Consider the following 20,944-nt stretch of genomic DNA (forward strand, 5'->3'; position numbering starts at 1 on the left):
AATGTTAAAATTTAAATAATTCCTTACAACATGGTTTTTTTGGCATTTGATTTGGATACTGTAAGAATAATATTAACAATTAAATTTTTTATTTATGTATTCATTAAACAAAATTACCACAGTTGCCGATTGCGATGTTTTATTAACATGGGCAGAAAAAGAGAAATCTGATTTAACATTCAAACAATTATCGGTAGAGCGAGTTGCCGTTAATTACAGTAGTACTTCAATTGAAATAGACGCTGTATTACAAGGTGTAGTAGCTGAACTTACAGCCATTGAAACTATTATCAGTACTTTGGCGGATGGTCCTACAAAAGAGGATTTAGTAAAAAAGAAGACCAGGCTAGAATACAAAAAATTCTTGCTAGAAAACCGAAGGGAAAGTTATGGATCAGTAGCGTTACTAGAAAAAGAACTTGATTTGGAACGCATCATTAAAGAGCTCGATGAAGTAGATATGTTTATCACAACTATCACCTCTCATAAAGCTACACTACCAACAAATTAATGTTAATTAAATCGCTCCGAGTGGAGCGATTTTTTTGTTTTAAAGTATTAACCCTCGAAGGGTTCAAAACCCTTCGAGGGTTAATAAATAAAATCTACAGATGTTTTTTAAAAATAATGAAAATAGTAATATCACTCTGCCGCATTTTGTCAGAGTAAAATACTACTTTAGCAAAATCAAATAAATTTTCAAGTCAAGCTTTCAAAAAAAAAATGGAATGAAAATAAAATAAACAGTATGAAAATAAACTCTTCAGAAATAATAAATAATTCAAAAAAATCATTAGTTAATTTAGCAACACAACTTGATACAGTTGAAATTTTAGCATTTCATGAATTTATTTTACATTCAACTGATTTCAGAAATATGACAATCTTTAAGGAAGTTATTAAGCTTCCAAAAACTACAAGTCCAATTATCTATACTATTGAAATGTTGGATATAGAAATCAAAAATAATTTAATTAAAAAATTTATAGATTTTAGTCCAATAAATAAAACAAAAAACTTTGAGAAAGTAAGACATTCAAAACATAATGATAATGTACTTGACTCTAAGTTTTTATATGTAGGAAGCTCAATAACAGACTTTAGTAGTAGATTAAAAAATCATTTAGGACTAAAAGGACATACTACTTACGCATTACATCTTTCAAAATGGGATGAAAACATGACTTATAATATCAAAATAAAAATGTATGAAATCAAGCACATAAACGATTCAGAAATTAATAGAAATCTAGTAGAAATTATAGAACAACAAATTTGGGATACATTAAAACCAGTTTTTGGTAAAAGAAGCGGTTTATTATAAAAAGAAAATTATGAGCAATAAAAAAACTTCACATACAGATAATGAATTGATTACTATTTTTCAACAAGATAATATCAATGAAAAATACTTTCCTAAGTTTTTAGCCTATTATAAAAAATGTTTTGATGATTTATATGATGATCATAAAGACTTTAATGACGATGATTTTGACGAAGACGATTCGGTTCAAGCTAGTGCATTATGGTGTACAAACAGATATATCAAACCGTATTTAGAGCATATTGCAAGAGGTCATAGTGAAGAATGGGCTCATTCAATAGCAGATAGTGCAGAAGATGGAGAAAGAATAGTGTATTTTGTATATTCAGATTTAATGAGAATTAATCCAGAATTAGCTAAAAAAGAATTGCTTATTCATACTAAATCTTTGGGTAATGATGAGCATTTTGAAAGACAATATCTTTATTTATTTGAAGTTATGGATGAACCAAATGGCAGAATTCAAACAGCTCTAAACTATTCAAAAATCTATAAAGAACAAATTGAAAAAGGAAAAACAGCAGTTTATTCACATCAATTTGCAGATTTAATGTCTGATGGTCACTATAATGAAATATATTGTGAAGAATATGCTTTTGCTTATGATGAAGCTGTTAATAAAAATAAAAGTGAGGAATATATAAGTGTTTATTCGGATAAATACGCATCTGTATTAGTTGATATAAAAAGACGTCATGGTATTTCTGATGATGAAGAAATGATTGATTTTGCCATTGAAAAAGTAAAAGCATATATGAATGCTTGGGAATACGGAAAAGAAAATAAATTAAAAGACTTTAAACGCTTTGCAGAAATTTATGAGCACACTCATTTGAATACTTATTTTGCGGATGCTGGTTGGCCAGAAGAAAGCAGAGAAAAAATGGATAGTATGATTTTAGAAAAAACCTTGGAAAAATTTAATAAGAATTAATATGCTGGATTTAACTAAATCATTCAAAGATATATTAAATTTAAATTTACCTTTAGCTATTCACAAAAGCCAAAGACCCTATGTTTGGGACACTGACAAAGTAAATCGCTTAATTGAAGATTTAGAAGATTTCAAAAAAAGATGCGATAAAAAATCATTTAATAGCTTGAATTATTACATGAGTACGATAGTCCTCTTCAAAAATACAGAGGGCAAAAATCAACTTGAAATTATTGATGGTCAGCAAAGAATTACAACTTTACTTTTATTAGACTATTTCGCTAATGGTGCTCAATCAATTTTAAAAAGTAATCCAGAAAGTGTAATTTTTGAGTATAGTTCAAATATTTCAGCTCAAAATATTCAAAAAGTAAAATTGTTTTTAAAACAAGATGATGTTTTTAATAGATTACTCTCAATAAAAGACATTATAAACAAAAGATTAATATTTACGGTAGTAGAAGTTGAGACTGAAGACGAAGCGTTTACCTATTTTGACACACAAAATAATAGAGGAAAAAAACCAAGTATTGATGTAGTGTTGAAAGCTGTTCATCTCAGAGGGATTATAAAAGATGAAGAGCTACAAAAAGAATGTGCTGAGAAATGGGAAAGCATTGAACGTTTTGCCTTTCATGGTATTAACATTCCAGGTGAATCTGATGGATTTTTATATCCATTTATAAAATGTTTTTTATGGAGAAGCAGAACATGGAAGTTTAATAAAGCGTCATTTAGCAATGATAATAAAATTGAAAACACTTTTAGCAGACGTTTATCAAGTTCCGATAACAATATTATAGGGTTTTATCCTCAAAATAATATTTTTAATAATCAAGAACTTCAAATTATTGATGGTTCATTATTTTATACTCCTAACCCAATTAATATTTCTAATTTAAATAAAGTTGAAAACCTTCCATTTCAATTACGACAACCTTTAAAAAAAGGTTTAACATTTTTTCTATATCTTGAAAAATACGCTTTAATCTATAAACGATTATTCACAGAAAATGAAAATGAGTATTCTGAAGAAATAAATTTATTTAAAACATTTTATAAAAAAATATACAATTCACATTCAGAATATATGAAGCAATACTATATGCTTTGTATTATGATGTACTTTGATAAATTTAATGAAGTTAACTTACTACATTTTGCATACGCATTAGACTATCTAGTCGGTGCCGAACGCATATCAAACTATTATATCTTTGATGTAAAGTATAAAAATATTAATAATAATTACAATGTCTTAGATGCAATACAAATGGCTTATAGTCCAAAAGAAGTAATAGATTTTATAGTAAATAATAAAGAAATTGAAACAAAAAAAATTGGAGCAATTAACAAAGTAATTACCACTTATTTGTACGATACGAAACATTACTATGAAGGAGGAATAAAGAAGCAAGTCCCATATAGAATAACAGAAACCGCAACTGATAACGAAAATGAAATTACAAAAATTGATTTAATAAAAGAACTTAATCAGTTGGTTGAAAAAAGGAAAAGTTGGTTGTTAAATAAAATTAATACATGATAAAAGAATTCAAATCAAATAAAAGTTCATTGGCTGAAATTGTAGATAATAATTTACAGTTTAATATTCCAATATATCAACGTTTATATGTATGGGACAATGATATAGTAAAAGTATTTTTAACTGATTTAAAAAATGCTTTTTTTGAGGATAATAAAAAAGATTATTTTATTGGAAGTATCGTTTATGTAAAAAACAAAGATGGTATTTATGATTTAATTGATGGCCAACAACGAAATACAACTTTGTGGTTAATAAGTAATGTATTGGGTTATGACTTGGATAATTTTGCCTTTGTTAATGACCAAAAAATGCGTTTAAATTTTTCTATTCGAAAAAAAGTAACTGAATATTTTAATTATTTACGTAATACGAGGGATTCTATTACATTAGAAATTTTTGAAGACGAAGAGGATTTAGTTAATATTTCTAAAGCTTTTATACAAATTAAAGCTTTTATAGAAAATGAGGAAAATGACCTTTTTGATAAAAAAAGTGAATTTGCAACTTTCATTTTTAATCATGTAAAATTGATTTGTACTGAGGTTCCTTCTGAAACAGATTTAACGAAGTTATTTGAAGTTATAAATGCTAGAGGTGTTCAATTAAGACAAGATGAAATATTAAAAGCAAAATTGCTCGCAATTATTAACAAAGATTCAATTTACAAGCAAAAAACAGGGAACTTATCCAAACTTTGGGAAGCATGTGCTGATATGGATGGATATGTTGCGTTTAACTTAAAGAATCAATTAGGAAATGATATAACATGGAAATCTTTGCTAAATGATGAAGAAATAAACGAGGAAACATCTGATGTTAGTATAAAAAAATTTGACAGTGTATTTTTTAAAAACTTTATTGAAGATGAAAAACATAATAGTCAAGATGTAAACAAGCCGTTTAGTTTAGCAAGTTTATTAGAAAATGATGAGTATGTAAATAATCATGATGTTACAAAACAGTATGAAGGACATCAAACAATAAGCTCTATTATTTCTTTTCCAATGCTTCTATTACATACTTTAAGAATATTTTTAAGGGAGCATAACCATCAAGACATTCCTTTTTTTAATGAAAAAAAAATAATTTCAATTTTTGATGACAGTTTTTTTAAAAATGAAAAATTACTTAAAGACTATGGTGATAATATGTCAAAAATTGTGTTAGATTTTTTGGAATGTCTATGGAATGTAAAAGTAATTTTTGATAATAATGTTGTTAAATGGATTTCAAGTGAAAATGAGAAAGAATTGAACTTTGTAAAACTTTATTTCACAAAAAATAAAGATGTTGAATATCCAAAATTAGACAAGTCTGAATATGATAGTTTTACTGCTTTACAAGCAATGTTATATCATTCTCAGGAAATGATAACTCAGTTTTGGTTAACGCCATATCTTCATTATCATTTAAAAAGCTCAACTTTAAAATTATCAGATTCGTTTGAGTATTTAAGAAAACTGGATAATAAACTATTGAGTTGTACTTATACTAAGGGAGATTTAAAAGAAAGGTCTTTACAATTAATGATAAATTTTAATTCGACTGAGAAAATGATTTTTAATTCAAACCGTTTTCTAACTAATAGTGGGAATGAATTAGGAGTAAAATTTCCTCATTATTGGTTTTACAAACTAGAATATGTTCTTTTATACCAATTTTTCACAAATGAAAATTTCCTATTTGAATTTCAAAAAAATAGTTCGAGTTTCACTAACTATAATAAAATAACCCATAAAGAGTTATGGAAAAATTATAGGATAACTGCAAAAAATTCTGTTGAACATATTTCACCTCAAAATCCAAGTTTTGAAAAAGATAAATTATGTGCTAACTTTTTAAATCACTTTGGTAATTTAGCTTTAGTAACCAGAAGTATTAATTCAAGTTACAGTAATAATGCATTTGATGTGAAACGCATCAAATTTGAAGACAATTTAAAAAAAAACAGAATTGATGCTTTAAAACTTTATTTAATTTATCAAAACTGGAATGAAAGTACATGGAATGATACTTCAGCAGAAAAACACCAAAATGAGATGTCATTAGTCTTGGAAAAATATTTTATTGAAAATATTTAAATCATGTGTAATTATGAAAAGAGCAATTTATTCTTTCCGCCACATTTTGACGGAGTAAAATACTACTTTAGCAAAATATAAACAAAAAGAAACATGGCAAAAGTTGGCTTCATAAAACGATATTTATACATTGTTGACAGATTACAATCTGTACCGAGTGACTTTCACGAACTGCATAAATATGTAATGACCCGATTGGGAAATGACGACATTGATGCAACTTTCGAATTTTCGACACGTACTTTTGATAGAGATAAAAAAGATATTTTTGATTTATTCGGGATATTAATTCAGTATAATAGAAAAGAAAAAGTGTATTATATTGATGATGAAATTGAAGACACCTCTGTATCAAGAATGTTAGAAGCTTTTTCTATCCATCAGGTTTTAAAAGAAGGAAATAAAATTTCTCCAAGTATATACTTAGAAAATAGAAAACCCACAGGAACACATTTGATAAATGGAATTTTATATGCTATCCAAAACCATTTACAAGTTTCTTTTACCCATACCAAATTTTGGGATGTTGAAACCACACTCCGAGTTGTGAAACCTATTGCGATAAAAGAATCGCAACATCGTTGGTATTTAATTGCTCAGGATAACAAAGATGGTGAAATTAAAAATTTTGGCTTCGATAGAATTTCAGATTTAAGAATTTCAGATACAAAATTCAAACCTATTATTTATAATATTGAAAAGGCTTATCAACATGCATTTGGAGTTGAAACCTATGCACCTGCACAAAAGGTAGTATTAGAATTTTCATGGCAACAGGGTAACTATATAAAATCTTTTTCTTTACATAAATCTCAAAAAATTGTTTTGGACAATGAAGAAAAATTAATTGTGGAATTACTAATTCATCCTACCAACGATTTTATAATGGAATTGATGCGATTTGGTGCCGAAGTAAAAGTAATTGAACCAGAAGTATTACGTAATACAATCAAAGACAGAGTAACTCAAATGATAAAACTATATAAATAAGATGAATACTTTCACCGCCATAGATTTTGAAACGGCACAGGGCTACCGTTGGAGTATTTGTCAAGTAGGGCTTATTAGAGTTGAAAATGGTATTATAACCAAAGAACTAGATATTTTAGTGCAGCCACCTAATAATTATTATTGGACAAATTTCACCAACATTCATGGTATTTCAGCAAAAGACACACGCTTCTCTCCTACTTTTAATCAGGTTTGGCATCAGATAGAACCATATATTAAAAACCAAAATGTGATTGCTCACAATGGTTTTGGTTTTGATTTTCCAGTTTTAAGTAAAACATTGGAATTTTATAATATGACAACACCTGATTATAATAAATTTTGCACTTATAAAATATATAAATCAAATTTGGCTAATTTGTGCAAAGAGTACAACATACCATTGAATCATCACGATGCTTTGAGTGATGCAAAGGCATGTGCAAAACTATTTTTAAACCATTTGGAAACCAAAGGATGATATTCAAATTCGCTTTAAAAAATATTTTTAAAAACGACACTCTAAAGTGTCGTTTTTTTTTATCCTATAATTTCACTCAGCCGTACTTTGTCTGTTGCTCCAATTATTTTTGTCCTGTAACAATTAAAAAACAAAATTATGGGACAAATGATCCAATTAGATGATGAATTAATTCGCATCAACACTTCAAAAAATTGTATTGAATATTCAAACAATAATGGTAGGAGCTGGCACAATAGAAGCATGGCGTCTTCAATGATGGGAACTATGCAAGACTTAATTAATAATGGAAAAGAACTACTTGTTACTACTTCGAAAGGTTTATATTACTCCTCTAATAAAGGGAGATCTTGGCATAAAAGAAGTTAATTGATATGATAGTATATTACTGCTTTTTGGAGGTTTTTGATGAGGAAATCGGAAAATGGGAACATGTTAAGAATCCTAATCAACATTCTGAAGATTTACATTATGGTCAGTTTTTCACTGAAATTGATAGAGAAAGTTTGTTCTTCTTTTTTCAAGATTTAGAAAACCAACAAGAAGCAGTACTTCTTCCAAAATGGAGAGGTTTGCCAAATGATGCATCGAATTATGTAATAAAAAATTATAACCATCTTGTTGAAGAAGTAAAATTTTGTAATGCAGTATCCTATTTTCATCTTAACGAACTCTTAGATTTTGAATATGACAACACATTTAACCTCTACAAACTACCAAAATGGGAATACAAAAATTTTAAAGAGTATAGTTACGAAGACAAATTGATAAATAATCAAAAACAAATTTCATATAGAAATTATTTAAGGAATCCTTTTTTTGATGACTTAAATTTCATCAAACAATTTGAGCGTTTTGGAAAGTGTAGAATAATTTATTTTGTAGATACTAATGATAGATTTTTTGCAGACATAATAGAACCTGAACCTTATTTTAAAAGCAATAATCAAACAGAAATTGAAATAGATATCATTGAAGATGATCATGTTAGAATTGACTTATCTAATTATATAATGTTGAGGCTTTTTATTGAAAAAAATATGACTATTCAAAATGAAGAAGTTGTTGAAAGAATGGAAAATTTAGGAATCAAAATAAGAGATATCTTTTTAGATTATTTAAATGAAACTATTCCTATACAAGAATATATTATAAATAACGCTAAGCTAACGCAACGCTTTTGGATCTTAGAAAAACTTTTTGCATTTGGTTATCATAATGGAGAAGTTAATAAGGAATCAATTAAAGATTTTTGTGGAGATTCTCCTATTTTTAATGATGAAAGTATTGAAGCAACTGAACACTTTTCAATGTATGATTATGAAGTTGAAGTAGATTGTGGTCGCTATTCATTTAAGAACCTATTTGAGTTTGAAAAATTTAAATTAATCTTGCGTGGATTTTGTGACAAATGGGAAAGAGAAATACAAATAATGTCGTGGTTGTTTACAAAAATAAAAAAAACCGATAATTATGAGAGATTTTTAATAGAACTTAAAGAAAAATTAAAGAATAGGAAATAATACTATATAAGTATTATTCTTTTTTTAACCGTCACGCTTTGGCGGCATTGATATCTAAGTTTGTGCCTTAATGTTTAAGAATATGATACACAATTTTCAAGAATTACTCATTTTAGTAAACCATTGTAACAATCAAATAGTTAGTCTTAAAGCCGAAATAAAATACGCTGAATGGAAGTCTGATTTCAAAAAGATTGCAGAATTAGGAGCAAAAGAAACATTACTTCAAATAAAAATTAAGGAATATATCAATACCTATAAATCCAAAATAGAAAACAATTATTTAGAAAGTAGAATTTTCGGAAGCAAGCTCTCTATCCTAGAAAATCATTACCAAATAGAAAAACAACAGTTATGGAGGAAATAATCTATTGTGTTGAAATCCTAAAGCAAAAATATGAACTTTTAAATAAAGATCGGAAGTTTTTCTTTAGAATTCAGCGTTTTGAAGAATGTGCTTTTTTAAGACATAATGAAAAACAGATTGAAGTAATAGTAAAAAAATTATTGGAAGAATGTAAAATAATATTAGTGAATTCTGAATGCGAAGGAAATAGTGAATTATTAACCCGCTACAATACATTATTAAGTTATTTTGATTTGGATTTTGATACAAGGAAAGCTAAATTAGAAATGCAGTTATCCATTCAAAAAAAGAACCTTAAATCAATATCGGCCATTTTTAATTTCCGAACTGCAAATCGAATCCGAGAGGAAATAAAAGAAACGGAAAAAGAATTAGTAAAAATTAAAGCTTTAATCAAAGGAGAAAATCTATAACACTCAATTAAAAAGAACTGAATAAATAAATCAAGTGTCAACAAATAAACTCAAAATAAACCTTTTAGGAGAAGCTTGGAATATAAAACAAATGGTATTTTCCAATGAGCTTTTACATACTTTTGAGGAAGTTGCTGCAAGAATGAAACAACCTTTGACGGATGCTCTTATTGATCCTTTCTTTTATCATTATCTCAAAAACAAAACCATACAATCTATTGATGATTTACAAGGAAACTCTGTAGAAGGGCTTATTAATTCACCAAAAAATCAAATAGAAATTTGGTATAAAAACAAAAAGATTAAAAAACTAAAAATCAATGATTTAAAAGAGGAGCTATTACTTTTCCCATTGTATAACACAACAATACAAAAGTCAAATATCAATTTAGAAAATGGTATTTATATTGAACAGAAAGAAATAGGTTTAATTGGTAGTTTTGAAATTCATACTGATAATTTTATTATTGATGAATTAGAATTTCAGTTACTTCAAACAAACGAACAAACTATTTTAGAAAAGCTGGTTTATAAAAATCAAGTTTTAGTTTGTAAGAGGAAAGACTCACTAATTACTTTTCAAAATTGTTTTGAAATTTGATAATTAAAAATCGCTCTAATAGAACGATTTTTTTATTTTTACGAGAATAACCCTCGCAGGGTTCAAAACCCTTCGAGGGTTGTTAAAAATGAAAATCGCCCTGTGTAGAGCGATTTATTTTAGATGAATATTAATTGAAGGGGTTATTATTTTTTTGTTGGCTGAGGCTGTCACACTGAACATGTCGAAGTATCAAAGCCAATCTATAGATTGTAAGTATTTAGAATAACAGAGACAAATTTACTTCTAAAAAACCATCTGTATAAGCGTAAAACTACCTGATTTTTTTAGTAGGTAGTTTTACTTGGTTTTTTGTTAGATTACTTCGGAACAGAATGACAAGTTTCTATAAAAAAAACCTCCAAGAGTTTTGAACTCTTGAAGGGTAGCATTAAATATTTTATCTTATTCCGGAAAATTAAAGATTAGGTAAAAATTGTAAACCGAAACCTATTTTACTACTTCTAATAACTTCTTCACTTCCAAATGTCAAAACATTTGCTGAAAAACGGAATTGATTTAATAAAGTAACACCTATTGTTAACTTACCAGATAAAAAACCATGATTATGATCAATACCCAGACTATCATAAAACTCCTTTGTGGACGCCCAATAAAAATTCGTAGATGTAACTAAAAAGAAGTTGAATTTTTTATTTTCAGATGACATATCACCATAGCAATTAAATCCTACACTTGAATTGTAAGTAGATGCATCTAAATTATTACCATATCCTTTAATGTCTGCTGCAACTTTAGCATTTAAAAATGAATAAAAATGTAGCAACTCATTTTCATCATTACCTTTAATTGTAGTTAAAAACGGTAACGACCCATCAAAATAAAAATTACCACCACCATTAATTAAACGTTGCAAAGCGTCAACTTGTGTATTTGTATTAGTTAGAGAATCATTTGAAGCGCTAATCACTGTACCAAATGTGACACGAAGCATTTGAATTTTATCAGCAACAATTTCAGATTGCCCAGTTATACCTTTAGGATTTCCTACAACAGAAAACGCGTTTAAAAAATTTGCTTTACCAGTAGTATTATTATAAACATCCTCAAAAAAAGCATTTCTATACTTTTCATCCCATGTTGGAAACCAAGCATTATAATGGTTAACTTTAGGACTCAATACCCTTACTCTCTCAATCGATAAGTTTAGTTTTTCATTATTTAACACTTGAATTTCATCTTTATACTTATTCATCCTATTAGTGTTTTCATCACTTTTAGCATCTATAATATCATTTTTTAATTTTTTAATTTTGTTATCTATTTCTATTCCACGCCCATTATAATGATCATTATAAGATTTATAAAAAAAATTTTGTGGCATTTCTGCTTCTATTTCAAATTCAATTTTAACTTTATCTAAATTTTTACCAATAGTAGTAGTATCTACTTTGAGCTTATTTATTAATTTTTCTTTTTTTTGAATATTTACTTCTATTTTTTTTATTTCTTCTTCTTTTTTCTGTATTTCTTCTTCTTTTTTCTGTAAATCCTTTTTATCAATTTTCTTTTCTTTTCTTTTTATCAATTTATCTAATTCATTTTGTTCATCAAGTAAAATTTTTGAGGTTTTATCTAACTTATTTTTTAACCTAATTTCATTTTCAAATAAATCATCAATTTTGTTTTGCTTTGAAAAAGCGCCTCTTTCTTTTACAAAATTAGTATTAGTGTTAATAGAGGGCACTTGTGAATAACCGAATAATGTAAATAAACAGCTGACTAGGATAAGAATATTTTTTTTCATAATGTTTAGTTTTAGTTGTTAGTTAAAGTTATTTGTGTTGAGAAATTATGTAGTAGCTTTTCTCAAATTGCGAATTTTTTTATGTGTTTCTCAAATTTAATACTAAAAAATCACCTACTTAAGCGTAGAATTACCTGATTTTTTTTGTAGGTATTTTTACCTGTTTTCTTAATAAGAAAGGTAAAAATATTGTTTTATAGCAGTTTACGGCTTTGCCGTAATTGTAGTTTTTTTTTCGCAATTTATGAATTAACAAGAGTGTCTGTGAGATTTCTAGAGAATGACAAACTAAACGCATAACATATGTAAACTATCTAGAGCGGAGCGAACTTTATTACAAAGAAACCTATAGTTTATTTTTAACCCTCTTAGGGTTTAAAACCCTAAGAGGGTTAAAAATAACAGGAAATAATCGTAAATTTGATAGATAACCCAAATACCAAACATCATGCGTAAAGCTAATCTTGTTATATCATATCACACCATGCGTAAAACCATTGGTTGGATTGGGATTCTACTACCATTTGCTCTAGTCATTGGCGATTATACCGTAAAAAAACTAAACATTTTAAATAACAGTTGGTTTGTAAAAACGAATGAATGTTATCAGGTCTACCCCCAAGATAGTCCGCTAAAAGCTTCCATCAGTCATTACTATTACAGTTCTGTAGGCGATATTTTCACGAGTTCACTTTTTGCCCTTTCCCTATTTTTATTTTGCTACAAAGGTCATCCCTTACGAAAAAGCGAATTCGGATTATCCGATAGAGCAATGAGCAAATTAGCTGCCTTTTTCGCAATAGGAATTGTCGTTTTTCCAACAAGCTCTCCACATTGTATTCATGATAATTTACGAACTTTCATTAGTAGCCAAAACACAGGATTTATCCATTTTGTATTTGCAGGATTGTTTTTTACAACCTTAGCCTTCATTTCCATATTCAATTTCAGACGCACCAAAAAAATCACCGAATTCGGTACCAAACCTTCCCACGATTTATACAAATATTGCGGATTTATAATGCTCGCTTGTGTTCTCATCATATTTGTTTACAAAGTATTTTTAAGATATAAATACGAATGGTTAGACAACACCTACCCCGTTTTTATCTTTGAAACGATTGCACTTATAGCCTTCGGAGTCTCTTGGCTAACCAAAGGAAGAATATATCGTGGCTATTTAGCTAAAAAGATAATAGAAATTGTTGAGGATAGTCCACCGACTACGACAGAGAAACAAGATTGAGGAAGTGGTTTGTGTGAGATCCTTTAACTTCGTTGAATCTTCGATTTCAGGATAACAAACTAAACGCAAAACTAATGTGAACTATCTAGAGCGGAGCGACTTTACCCACAATCCAACCTATGTTCCTATGTGGTTAAATAAAAAACTCATATGACTTATATGTTAAAGAGATAACGAAACAAGTTCAGCATGCCAAGATTGCGGAAGTTGATTGTGTGAGATCCTCCCAGGATGACAAACTAAACGCATAACTCAAAATCCATAACCACAATCCAAAAATCCTTTCAATCTTTTCAATCTGCGTACAAAATCCTTACGTGAGATCCTTTCAGGATGACAAACTATACGCAAAACTAATGTGAACTATCAAGAGCGGAGCGACTTTACCCACAATCCAACCTATGTTCCTATGTGGTTAAATAAAAAACTCATATGACTTAGTTGATTACGTGAGATCCTTTCAGGATGACAAACTAAATGCATAACTAATGTGAACTATCTAGAGCGGAGCGACTTTACCCACAATCCAACCTATGTTCCTATGTGGTTAAATAAAAAACTCATATGACTTAGTTGATTACGTGAGATCCTCCCAAAACTTCGGGACAGGATGACAAATAAAAAACACATGACAATAATCATAATTTATCTTTAATAATCTTCGTACATTTGAGTAACACAAAAACACTAGAATCATGCTCAATCAAATATACGACACCAGCGAATTCATTAAAAGTAAAACCAATTTCATTCCAGAATACGGAGTCATTTTAGGCTCTGGATTAGGCAATTTTGCAGAGGACATAAATATTGAATTCACCCTACCATATACCGATATTCCTAACTTTCCTGTTTCCACAGTTACGGGTCACAAGGGGGCGCTATTGTTTGGAACAGTGGGTACTAAAAAAGTAGTCGCTATGCAAGGACGTTTTCATTATTATGAAGGATACAACATGAAAGAAGTTACGTTCCCTATCCGAGTAATGAAACAGTTAGGTGTAAGCAAATTGATTGTTTCGAATGCCTCTGGAGGTGTCAATTCCAATTATAAAGTGGGCTCTATTGTCATTATTACAAACCACATTAACATGATGCCCGAACATCCACTTCGTGGCGCTAATGATGAAAGATTAGGCCCTCGATTTGTAAACATGAGTGAACCTTACAACCATCACATGATTGCCAAAGCAAAAGAAATTGCGAAAACAAATAACATTGAAGTACAAGAAGGCGTGTATGTTGCTCTACAAGGTCCAACCTATGAAACCCTTTCAGAGTACAAAATGATTAAAAATATTGGTGGCGATTGTGTTGGAATGAGTACCGTTCCCGAAGTGATTGTGGCACGTCACATGGATATGGACACTTTTGGTATTTCCGTTATTACCGATATGGGTAACGAAAACAGCATGGCAGAAGTTTCTCATGAAGAAGTCCTAAAAGCAGCACAACTAGCAGAACCCAATGTAAGAAAGTTAATTAAAGAATTAATTAGTTTGTATTGATATTTACGATTTTAGATTTGGGATTTACGACGAATTACTTTGATAGTCCAGAAACTTCGGGGCAGGATTACAAACTATACGCAAAACTTATGTGAACTATCTAGAGCAGAGCGACTTTATCCATAATCCAACCTATGTTTCCTATGTGTTTAAAATAGCCGCAATCCAAAAAAACTTATATGACTTATATGTTAAAATCCGCGTAAATCCATAACCGCAATATGTCACCCTGAGCCTGTCGAAGGGCAAAGAAAAAGCAATCCGCCAAATCTGCGTACCCAACTTAAATGCCCTATCTAGAGCGGAGCGACTTTACCCACAATCCAACCTATGTTCCTATGTGTTTAAAAAATAACCACAATCCAAAAAAACTTATATGACTTATATGTTTAAAAAATTTAAGTAGTATTTTTATACCATAAACAACAAACTTAAAACCATGCTTCACCGCTACTCCATCGCCATAAATCCAAGCCTTGAATTGATTACGACCATCAAGAACATGAAGGAACAATTAGCTACAGAAGTGGGTTGGTTCAACAGTAAAAACTCGATTGCACACATAACCATTTGTGAGTTTGAATCCAGTGAGCGCGATTTAGAACGCATAAAAAAACAACTAGAAAGAATTTGCGATACGATTACACCTGTTCCCGTTAAACTAGATGATTTTGGAACATTCCCTAATGGTGCTTTTTATATTGCTCCAGATACTGATTCCAAAGAAGCATTACAACCCGTTATGAAATCGTTTCATAATGCCTTACTCGTGAAAACGTTCCATCATAGTGATACCCCACACATTTCAATTGCTAGAAAGTTAACACCTGAAAACCTCATCAAAGCATCGCAACTATTCACATCCATAAACGAATCCTTTTTATGTAACGGAATTGTATTACGAATGCTTGATATGCAACTCAAACAATTCCGAGTTATTGATGCATTCGAATTTAAAGGACTACCTAAAGAAGTGCAAGGAAGTCTGTTTTAACCAAACCTGACAGGTTTTTGAAACCTGTCAGGTTTAATACTATTAAATATGAACTCCACCAGCTACTTCAATACGCTGTGCATTAATCCATTTAGATTCATCACTACATAAGAAAGCAGCTACTGAACCAATATCGTCAGGTAAACCCACACGCCCTAAAGCCGTACTTGAAGCTACCATATCATTTAATTCTTTATTGTCTCTTATTGCTCCACCACCGAAATCAGTTTCTATAGCACCAGGCGCAATCGTGTTGACTCTAATTCTTCTCGCTCCTAATTCTTGAGCTTGGTAACGACTCAAAGATTCAATTCCGGCTTTCATTATCGCGTAAGCCGCATAACCTGCATAACTAAATCGCGCTAAACCTGAAGAAATATTAACAATACTTCCACCATCTTGTATAACTGGTAATAATTTTTGAGTTAAGAAATAAGGTCCTTTCAAATGAATATTCACCATACTATCAAATTGTTCCATAGTAGTATCTGCGAATGTTGCATACGTTCCAACACCAGCATTATTGACTAAAGCTGAAATAGTTTCCGATTGAAATTCGTTTTTTAATGTTGTAGAAAGTGTCTGTACAAATTGATCAAATGAGTTCGCATTAGCCACATCTAATTGAATAGCAAATGCTTTATTCCCACTATTTTTAATTTGATTCACTACTTCTTGTGCCGATTCACTTTTAGTTTGATACGTAAGAATTACATCGAATCCTTTTTTGGCTAATTGTAAAGCCATGTCTTTTCCTAGTCCACGACTTCCGCCAGTTACTAAGGCAATTTTGTTTGCTGTATTTGTCATTTTATCTGTGTTTTAATTACAGGACAAAGTTGCAAACTTTAGCAAAAGAAATCGTTGCAAGAATCAAAGTGTTATTTGCAAAATTCAAACAATCACTATTCTCTAAAATGTAAAGGTGATAATTGCGTTTGTTTTTTAAAGAAGTTAGAAAAATGAGCTACCTCATCAAATCCTAAGCTAATGGCTATTTCAGAAACATTCCAATCGGTTTGACGCAAAAGTATCTTCGCTTCTTGTGTAATTCGACTGGCAATAATCTCTGTCGTCGTTTTACCAGTAGCTTCTTTTAAAACTTTATTCAAATGATTCACATGCACTCGCAAATTCTCTGCATATTCTTTAGCTGTTCTTAGCTGAAGCGATTGACTTGGCGATTCTATAGGAAATTGTCTTTCCAATAATTCAATAAATAAGGATGAAATTCGAGACGCTGCATTATGTGTTTGATGAATACCATCAATAGGTTTTAGTTTTTGTCCGGCATGAATTAATTCGGTTACATAATTACGTAACAAATCGTATTTATAAACATAATCCGATTGAATTTCATTATTCATTTTCAAGAAGATCTGCTCAATTTCACGAAACTGTTCTTCACTTAATTGATATACAAAATCTCCTTTCGCATTAAAAATCGGCAAACTATCAATGTTCAAAGCTGTTTTAGACTTGTCCATGAAATCAGCCGTAAACACACAGAAGAACCCAGATTGCTCGTCGTTTTGAGGAACGTAACGATACGGGATTTTTGGAGAGGCAAACAAAATACCTCGTTGTTTCACTTCAATTTCTTTATCGGCATACTCTACTCTATTGTGTCCGTTGATTAAACTAATTTTATAATAGGTTCTACGATTATAAGGCATCACAGGCTTCGACTTGCAAGCGCTACTCATTTCTGCAATATTAAACACATTGAAATGACCAATATCAATATTGTTTTGCTCGTTTAAGAAAAGCTCCGTCAATTGACATTTGTCGTCAAATATTTCTTTGTAGAATTCGTTTATAGAAATTGTTGTCATTGTTTGTAAAATTCAAATAATGACAAAGGTAGGGAATTTTGATTTTAGATTTGGGATTTACGATTTGGGATTGTGGAAGTAGATTGTGTGAGATCCTTTAACTTCGTTGAATCTTCGATTTCAGGATGACAAACTAAACGCAAAACTTAAAATACTTGCCAACTTTGCGGTTAAAACAATCCGCTAAATCTGCGTACCCACCTCATGTGCTCTATCTAGAGCGGAGCGACTTTACCCACAATCCAACCTATATTCCTATGTGTTTAAAACTTATATGACTTATATGTTTAAAATCCGTGTAAATCTTTAAGCGCCATCCAAAAAAAAACAATCCGCTAAATCCGCGTACCAATCCACAATCCAAAAAAAACTTCATGCCTTTGTGGCTTCGTGGCAACAAAAAACCCTGCAAAATATAAATCTCACAGGGTTTAGCATTCTAGTCCTAAACATTTATTTCGTCACAATAATAAAATCTGATCTTCTGTTAGCGAAATGTTGGTCTTCTGTACATTTCACTCCATTACTACATTTGTTTGTTAAACGAGTTTCTCCAAACCCTACAGCACTTTCAATTCTTTCTGCCGCAATTCCTTTCGAAAGAATATAGCTTTGTGTCGATTTCGCTCTTTTGTCAGATAGTTTCAAGTTGTATAAATCTTTTCCTCTTGAATCGGTATGAGATTCAATTCTAATTTTAACATTAGGGAAATTGTTCATTACGAAAACAACTTTATCTAATTCAGCAGCAGCTTGTGGGGTAATATCCCATTTGTCATAGTTAAAGAAAATCGGATTGATATCCACTTTTTCGTTTCCAGTTATTTTATCTTTCACAACTAAGTCGTCTAAACTCGTTAATTTGAAATCTAAATTAATGATGTCTCCGTTTTTATCAAGCGTAGCAATTTCTTTCTTCTCTGAAGTATGATTTGGTTTTGAAGCTTCTACTTTATAACTTCCATTACAAGGCAATTCAAATTCAAATTTACCATCTGCATTTGTTGTATATTCATTTACTAAATCACCAAATCCGTCATACACTTTAATGGTTGCTCCTTCAATGTTAACTTGCGTTTTAGAATTCCTAACCGTTCCTTGAACAATTTGGTTACAAGGTGGGATTTTCTTAGTGAAATAATAAATATCATCGTCACCTTTACCCATTTCTCTATTAGAAGAAAAATATCCTGTTTTTAAATCGTTATCAATAATATAAGAAAAATCATCTTTGTTACTATTAATTGGTTCTCCTAAGTTCTTTGGATAAGAAAAATCTTTACCATTATGTTTACTTTCAAAAACATCTAAACCACCAAAACCATAATGTCCTTCTGAAGAAAAGTAAAGCACACCATTACTATAAAAAGGGAACATTTCTCTTCCAACAGTATTAATTTTCGGACCTAAATTTACAGGAGAATTTAATTTACCATCTTCAAAAACTTCACAAACATAAATATCTGTTTCTCCTATTCCACCTGGCATATCTGATACGAAAAACAACCATTTCCCGTCTGCACTAAGTGATGGATGTCCAACACTATAATCTAAACTATTGAAAAATAACTTTTCCGTTTTAGTCACTTTATCGCCATCCAACCAAGCTTTTATAATTTGGAAATTATTAGTTCCTCCGGCATCATTTTTTAGTTTCTTTTTCTTTAACGTATTGGTTGTATAATAGAACGTTTTTAAATCTGATGCGAATGTAATTGTAGCATCATGATAATTAGAATTAACTTCCTCTAAAAAGGGTTTCTGATTGAATAATGAACCGTTAGAAAGATTCACCTCAGCCACTAACATAGATAAAAAAGGCTGTTGATTATAAGAATATAATTTGGTAGCACCATCATCAAAACTTGAAGAATAAATCATTTTAGTACCATAATAAGCTGTTCCAAAATCGGAATTAGGCGTATTTACTTCTAAGTTTCTAATTTCGTATAATGATGGTTTCTTAGCCATACTATCCAAAAGCATTTGATTGTTGGCAAACTCCTTTACCTGACCATTAACTGCTTTCTTTTTTAGATAATCCTTTGTTAAAGAATTCGCTTTGTCATAATCTCTAACTCCTCTTAAAGATTGTGTATAACGAAGCATGTATAAATCTGATAAATTTTGTCCTTGAATCTCATACAACTTTTGATACCATGGTAATGCCTTACGCATATCATTGTTAAAATAATAGGTATCAGCAATATTAGTAATTGTTTCAGTTGAAGGTGTATCATTTTTTTCCAAATACTCTTCATACAATTTAGCTGCTTCCACGTAAGACATACTTTTAAACATCTTATCAGCCGCTTTTAGTTTTTGTTGTCCGAATGCGATACTAGCAAATACAAACAACCCTAAAGTAAATAATTTTCTCATATGCATTAGTATTAAAAGAATCGTGGAGATTTAATTGTTGTTGATTTTTGAGGCATTTGATAACGAAGTATTACTTCGTGAGTACCGTCGTTATATTTGTTTAAGTTTGTTGTCGTGTAATCAAAAGAATAACCAATGAAGAAATCTTTTGCAAACTGAAGACCAACTAACGCACTTACCGAATCATCCATTCTGTAAGAAGCACCTAAAGTAACTTTTTCTTGTAATAAGAAATTAGCTGAAAAATCTGTTGCGAAAGGCGCACCTTCAACCGCTTTTAATAAAACTGATGGTTTAAATTTAATTGCATCTGACAAATCAAAAACATAACCTCCAATAAGATAGTAATGTAATTTATCTGACACTACCGATTCTTTAATATCATCGTAAAAATCATATCTTAAGAAACTAGGAACCGACAATCCTACATACCATCTGTCAGAATACATATAAGCTCCTGAACCAATTGTTGGCATAATCTTATTGTCTACATTATTATTCAACAAAACATCATTTCCGTTATAAAAACGTCCTTTAGACCAATCGATATTCAACATTCTTGCTCCTGCTTTCACACCGAAGGCAAATTTAGTACTTACACCTAAATCAAGAGTATAAGACATGTTTCCTGTTAGAGTTTGTTCAGTAGAAGGCCCTAAATCATCACTTATGATATTTAAACCCAAACCTACTTTTTTATTCGCACCAACTGGAGAATGAATTCCGAATGTTCCCGTTTGCGGGGCTCCATCAATTCCTACCCATTGTTTTCTTAAAAGTAAGTTGGCTTCAAGCGTTCCTACTGATCCAGTATATCCTGGATTTACAGTAATTGTATTATACATATACTGTGTATATTCTGGATTTTGTTGCGCTAGAGAATTTAGCCCTGAGAAGGTAAATAATAGCCATAAAAACCCCTTTATATTTTTTATACTTTTTCTCATA

At 30.2% G+C, this 20,944-nt stretch carries 20 protein-coding genes; 15 read left to right on the top strand and 5 right to left on the bottom strand.

Features of this window, described 5'->3' with window-relative positions:
* Positions 1-94 precede the first annotated feature (94 nt).
* From BMX42_RS01435 to BMX42_RS01490, 12 genes are all read left to right on the top strand, one after another.
* Positions 95-511: a hypothetical protein gene (locus BMX42_RS01435; RefSeq protein ID WP_091307335.1), complete on the top strand. Its 417-nt coding sequence runs from the start codon at positions 95-97 to the stop codon at positions 509-511.
* Positions 512-748: 237 nt separating this feature from the next.
* Positions 749-1,324, top strand: a complete 576-nt coding sequence (locus tag BMX42_RS01440) for a hypothetical protein (RefSeq protein WP_091307339.1) — start codon at positions 749-751, stop codon at positions 1,322-1,324.
* Between the two features lie 10 nt (positions 1,325-1,334).
* Positions 1,335-2,258 carry a hypothetical protein gene (locus BMX42_RS01445; protein ID WP_143055583.1) on the top strand — a complete coding sequence of 308 codons (924 nt, stop codon included), beginning with the start codon at positions 1,335-1,337 and terminating at the stop codon, positions 2,256-2,258.
* A 1-nt stretch (position 2,259) separates the two neighbouring features.
* Positions 2,260-3,804 (top strand): DUF262 domain-containing protein, encoded by a 1,545-nt coding sequence (locus BMX42_RS01450; protein WP_091307347.1) that lies wholly within the window; start codon positions 2,260-2,262, stop codon positions 3,802-3,804.
* On the top strand, positions 3,801-5,888 hold the full coding sequence (locus BMX42_RS01455; RefSeq protein WP_091307350.1) for a DUF262 domain-containing protein: 2,088 nt from the start codon (positions 3,801-3,803) through the stop codon (positions 5,886-5,888). Before BMX42_RS01450 ends, BMX42_RS01455 begins: the two co-directional genes overlap by 4 nt.
* Before the next feature lie 93 nt (positions 5,889-5,981).
* Positions 5,982-6,878 (top strand): helix-turn-helix transcriptional regulator, encoded by an 897-nt coding sequence (locus tag BMX42_RS01460; RefSeq protein ID WP_091307354.1) that lies wholly within the window; start codon positions 5,982-5,984, stop codon positions 6,876-6,878.
* A gap of 1 nt (position 6,879) precedes the next feature.
* Positions 6,880-7,359, top strand: coding sequence for an exonuclease domain-containing protein (locus tag BMX42_RS01465; protein WP_091307358.1), 480 nt, complete (start codon positions 6,880-6,882; stop codon positions 7,357-7,359).
* Positions 7,360-7,497: 138 nt separating this feature from the next.
* Positions 7,498-7,728: a hypothetical protein gene (locus tag BMX42_RS01470; protein ID WP_091307361.1), complete on the top strand. Its 231-nt coding sequence runs from the start codon at positions 7,498-7,500 to the stop codon at positions 7,726-7,728.
* Positions 7,729-7,733: 5 nt separating this feature from the next.
* Positions 7,734-8,882 (top strand): hypothetical protein, encoded by a 1,149-nt coding sequence (locus BMX42_RS01475; protein ID WP_091307364.1) that lies wholly within the window; start codon positions 7,734-7,736, stop codon positions 8,880-8,882.
* An 82-nt stretch (positions 8,883-8,964) separates the two neighbouring features.
* Entirely contained in the window at positions 8,965-9,249 is a 285-nt protein-coding gene (locus BMX42_RS01480; RefSeq protein ID WP_143055584.1) for a hypothetical protein, read from the top strand.
* The gene (locus BMX42_RS01485; protein WP_091307371.1) at positions 9,237-9,662 is read left to right on the top strand and encodes a hypothetical protein; all 426 of its coding nucleotides are present in this window, start codon (positions 9,237-9,239) and stop codon (positions 9,660-9,662) included. The genes BMX42_RS01480 and BMX42_RS01485 overlap by 13 nt, the downstream gene beginning before the upstream one ends.
* Before the next feature lie 34 nt (positions 9,663-9,696).
* Positions 9,697-10,263, top strand: a complete 567-nt coding sequence (locus BMX42_RS01490; RefSeq protein WP_143055585.1) for a hypothetical protein — start codon at positions 9,697-9,699, stop codon at positions 10,261-10,263.
* Positions 10,264-10,681: 418 nt separating this feature from the next.
* Here the strand turns inward: BMX42_RS01490 and BMX42_RS01495 are convergent, their stop codons facing one another.
* The gene (locus BMX42_RS01495) at positions 10,682-12,031 is read right to left on the bottom strand and encodes a hypothetical protein (protein ID WP_143055586.1); all 1,350 of its coding nucleotides are present in this window, start codon (positions 12,029-12,031) and stop codon (positions 10,682-10,684) included.
* Positions 12,032-12,479: 448 nt separating this feature from the next.
* On the opposite strand from BMX42_RS01495, the gene BMX42_RS01500 reads away from it, so the two are divergent.
* The 3 genes from BMX42_RS01500 to BMX42_RS01510 all read left to right on the top strand — a co-directional run bounded on the left by BMX42_RS01500 (position 12,480) and on the right by BMX42_RS01510 (position 15,779).
* Positions 12,480-13,277, top strand: a complete 798-nt coding sequence (locus BMX42_RS01500; RefSeq protein ID WP_091307378.1) for a hypothetical protein — start codon at positions 12,480-12,482, stop codon at positions 13,275-13,277.
* Positions 13,278-13,972: 695 nt separating this feature from the next.
* On the top strand, positions 13,973-14,785 hold the full coding sequence (locus tag BMX42_RS01505; protein ID WP_091307382.1) for a purine-nucleoside phosphorylase: 813 nt from the start codon (positions 13,973-13,975) through the stop codon (positions 14,783-14,785).
* 439 nt (positions 14,786-15,224) lie between these two features.
* Positions 15,225-15,779, top strand: a complete 555-nt coding sequence (locus BMX42_RS01510) for a 2'-5' RNA ligase family protein (protein ID WP_091307386.1) — start codon at positions 15,225-15,227, stop codon at positions 15,777-15,779.
* A gap of 42 nt (positions 15,780-15,821) precedes the next feature.
* Here BMX42_RS01510 and BMX42_RS01515 read toward each other — a convergent pair whose 3' ends face one another.
* From BMX42_RS01515 to BMX42_RS01530, 4 genes are all read right to left on the bottom strand, one after another.
* The gene (locus BMX42_RS01515; protein ID WP_091307389.1) at positions 15,822-16,589 is read right to left on the bottom strand and encodes an SDR family NAD(P)-dependent oxidoreductase; all 768 of its coding nucleotides are present in this window, start codon (positions 16,587-16,589) and stop codon (positions 15,822-15,824) included.
* 95 nt (positions 16,590-16,684) lie between these two features.
* A complete protein-coding gene (locus BMX42_RS01520; RefSeq protein ID WP_091307392.1) occupies positions 16,685-17,614 on the bottom strand; it encodes a helix-turn-helix domain-containing protein in 930 nt (309 codons plus the stop codon).
* Positions 17,615-18,067: 453 nt separating this feature from the next.
* Positions 18,068-19,996, bottom strand: a complete 1,929-nt coding sequence (locus BMX42_RS01525; RefSeq protein WP_091307396.1) for an OmpA family protein — start codon at positions 19,994-19,996, stop codon at positions 18,068-18,070.
* An 11-nt stretch (positions 19,997-20,007) separates the two neighbouring features.
* The gene (locus BMX42_RS01530; protein ID WP_091307399.1) at positions 20,008-20,943 is read right to left on the bottom strand and encodes a PorP/SprF family type IX secretion system membrane protein; all 936 of its coding nucleotides are present in this window, start codon (positions 20,941-20,943) and stop codon (positions 20,008-20,010) included.
* Between the last annotated feature and the right edge of the window lies 1 nt (position 20,944).

Source organism: Flavobacterium terrigena, from assembly GCF_900108955.1.
GTDB lineage: Bacteria > Bacteroidota > Bacteroidia > Flavobacteriales > Flavobacteriaceae > Flavobacterium > Flavobacterium terrigena.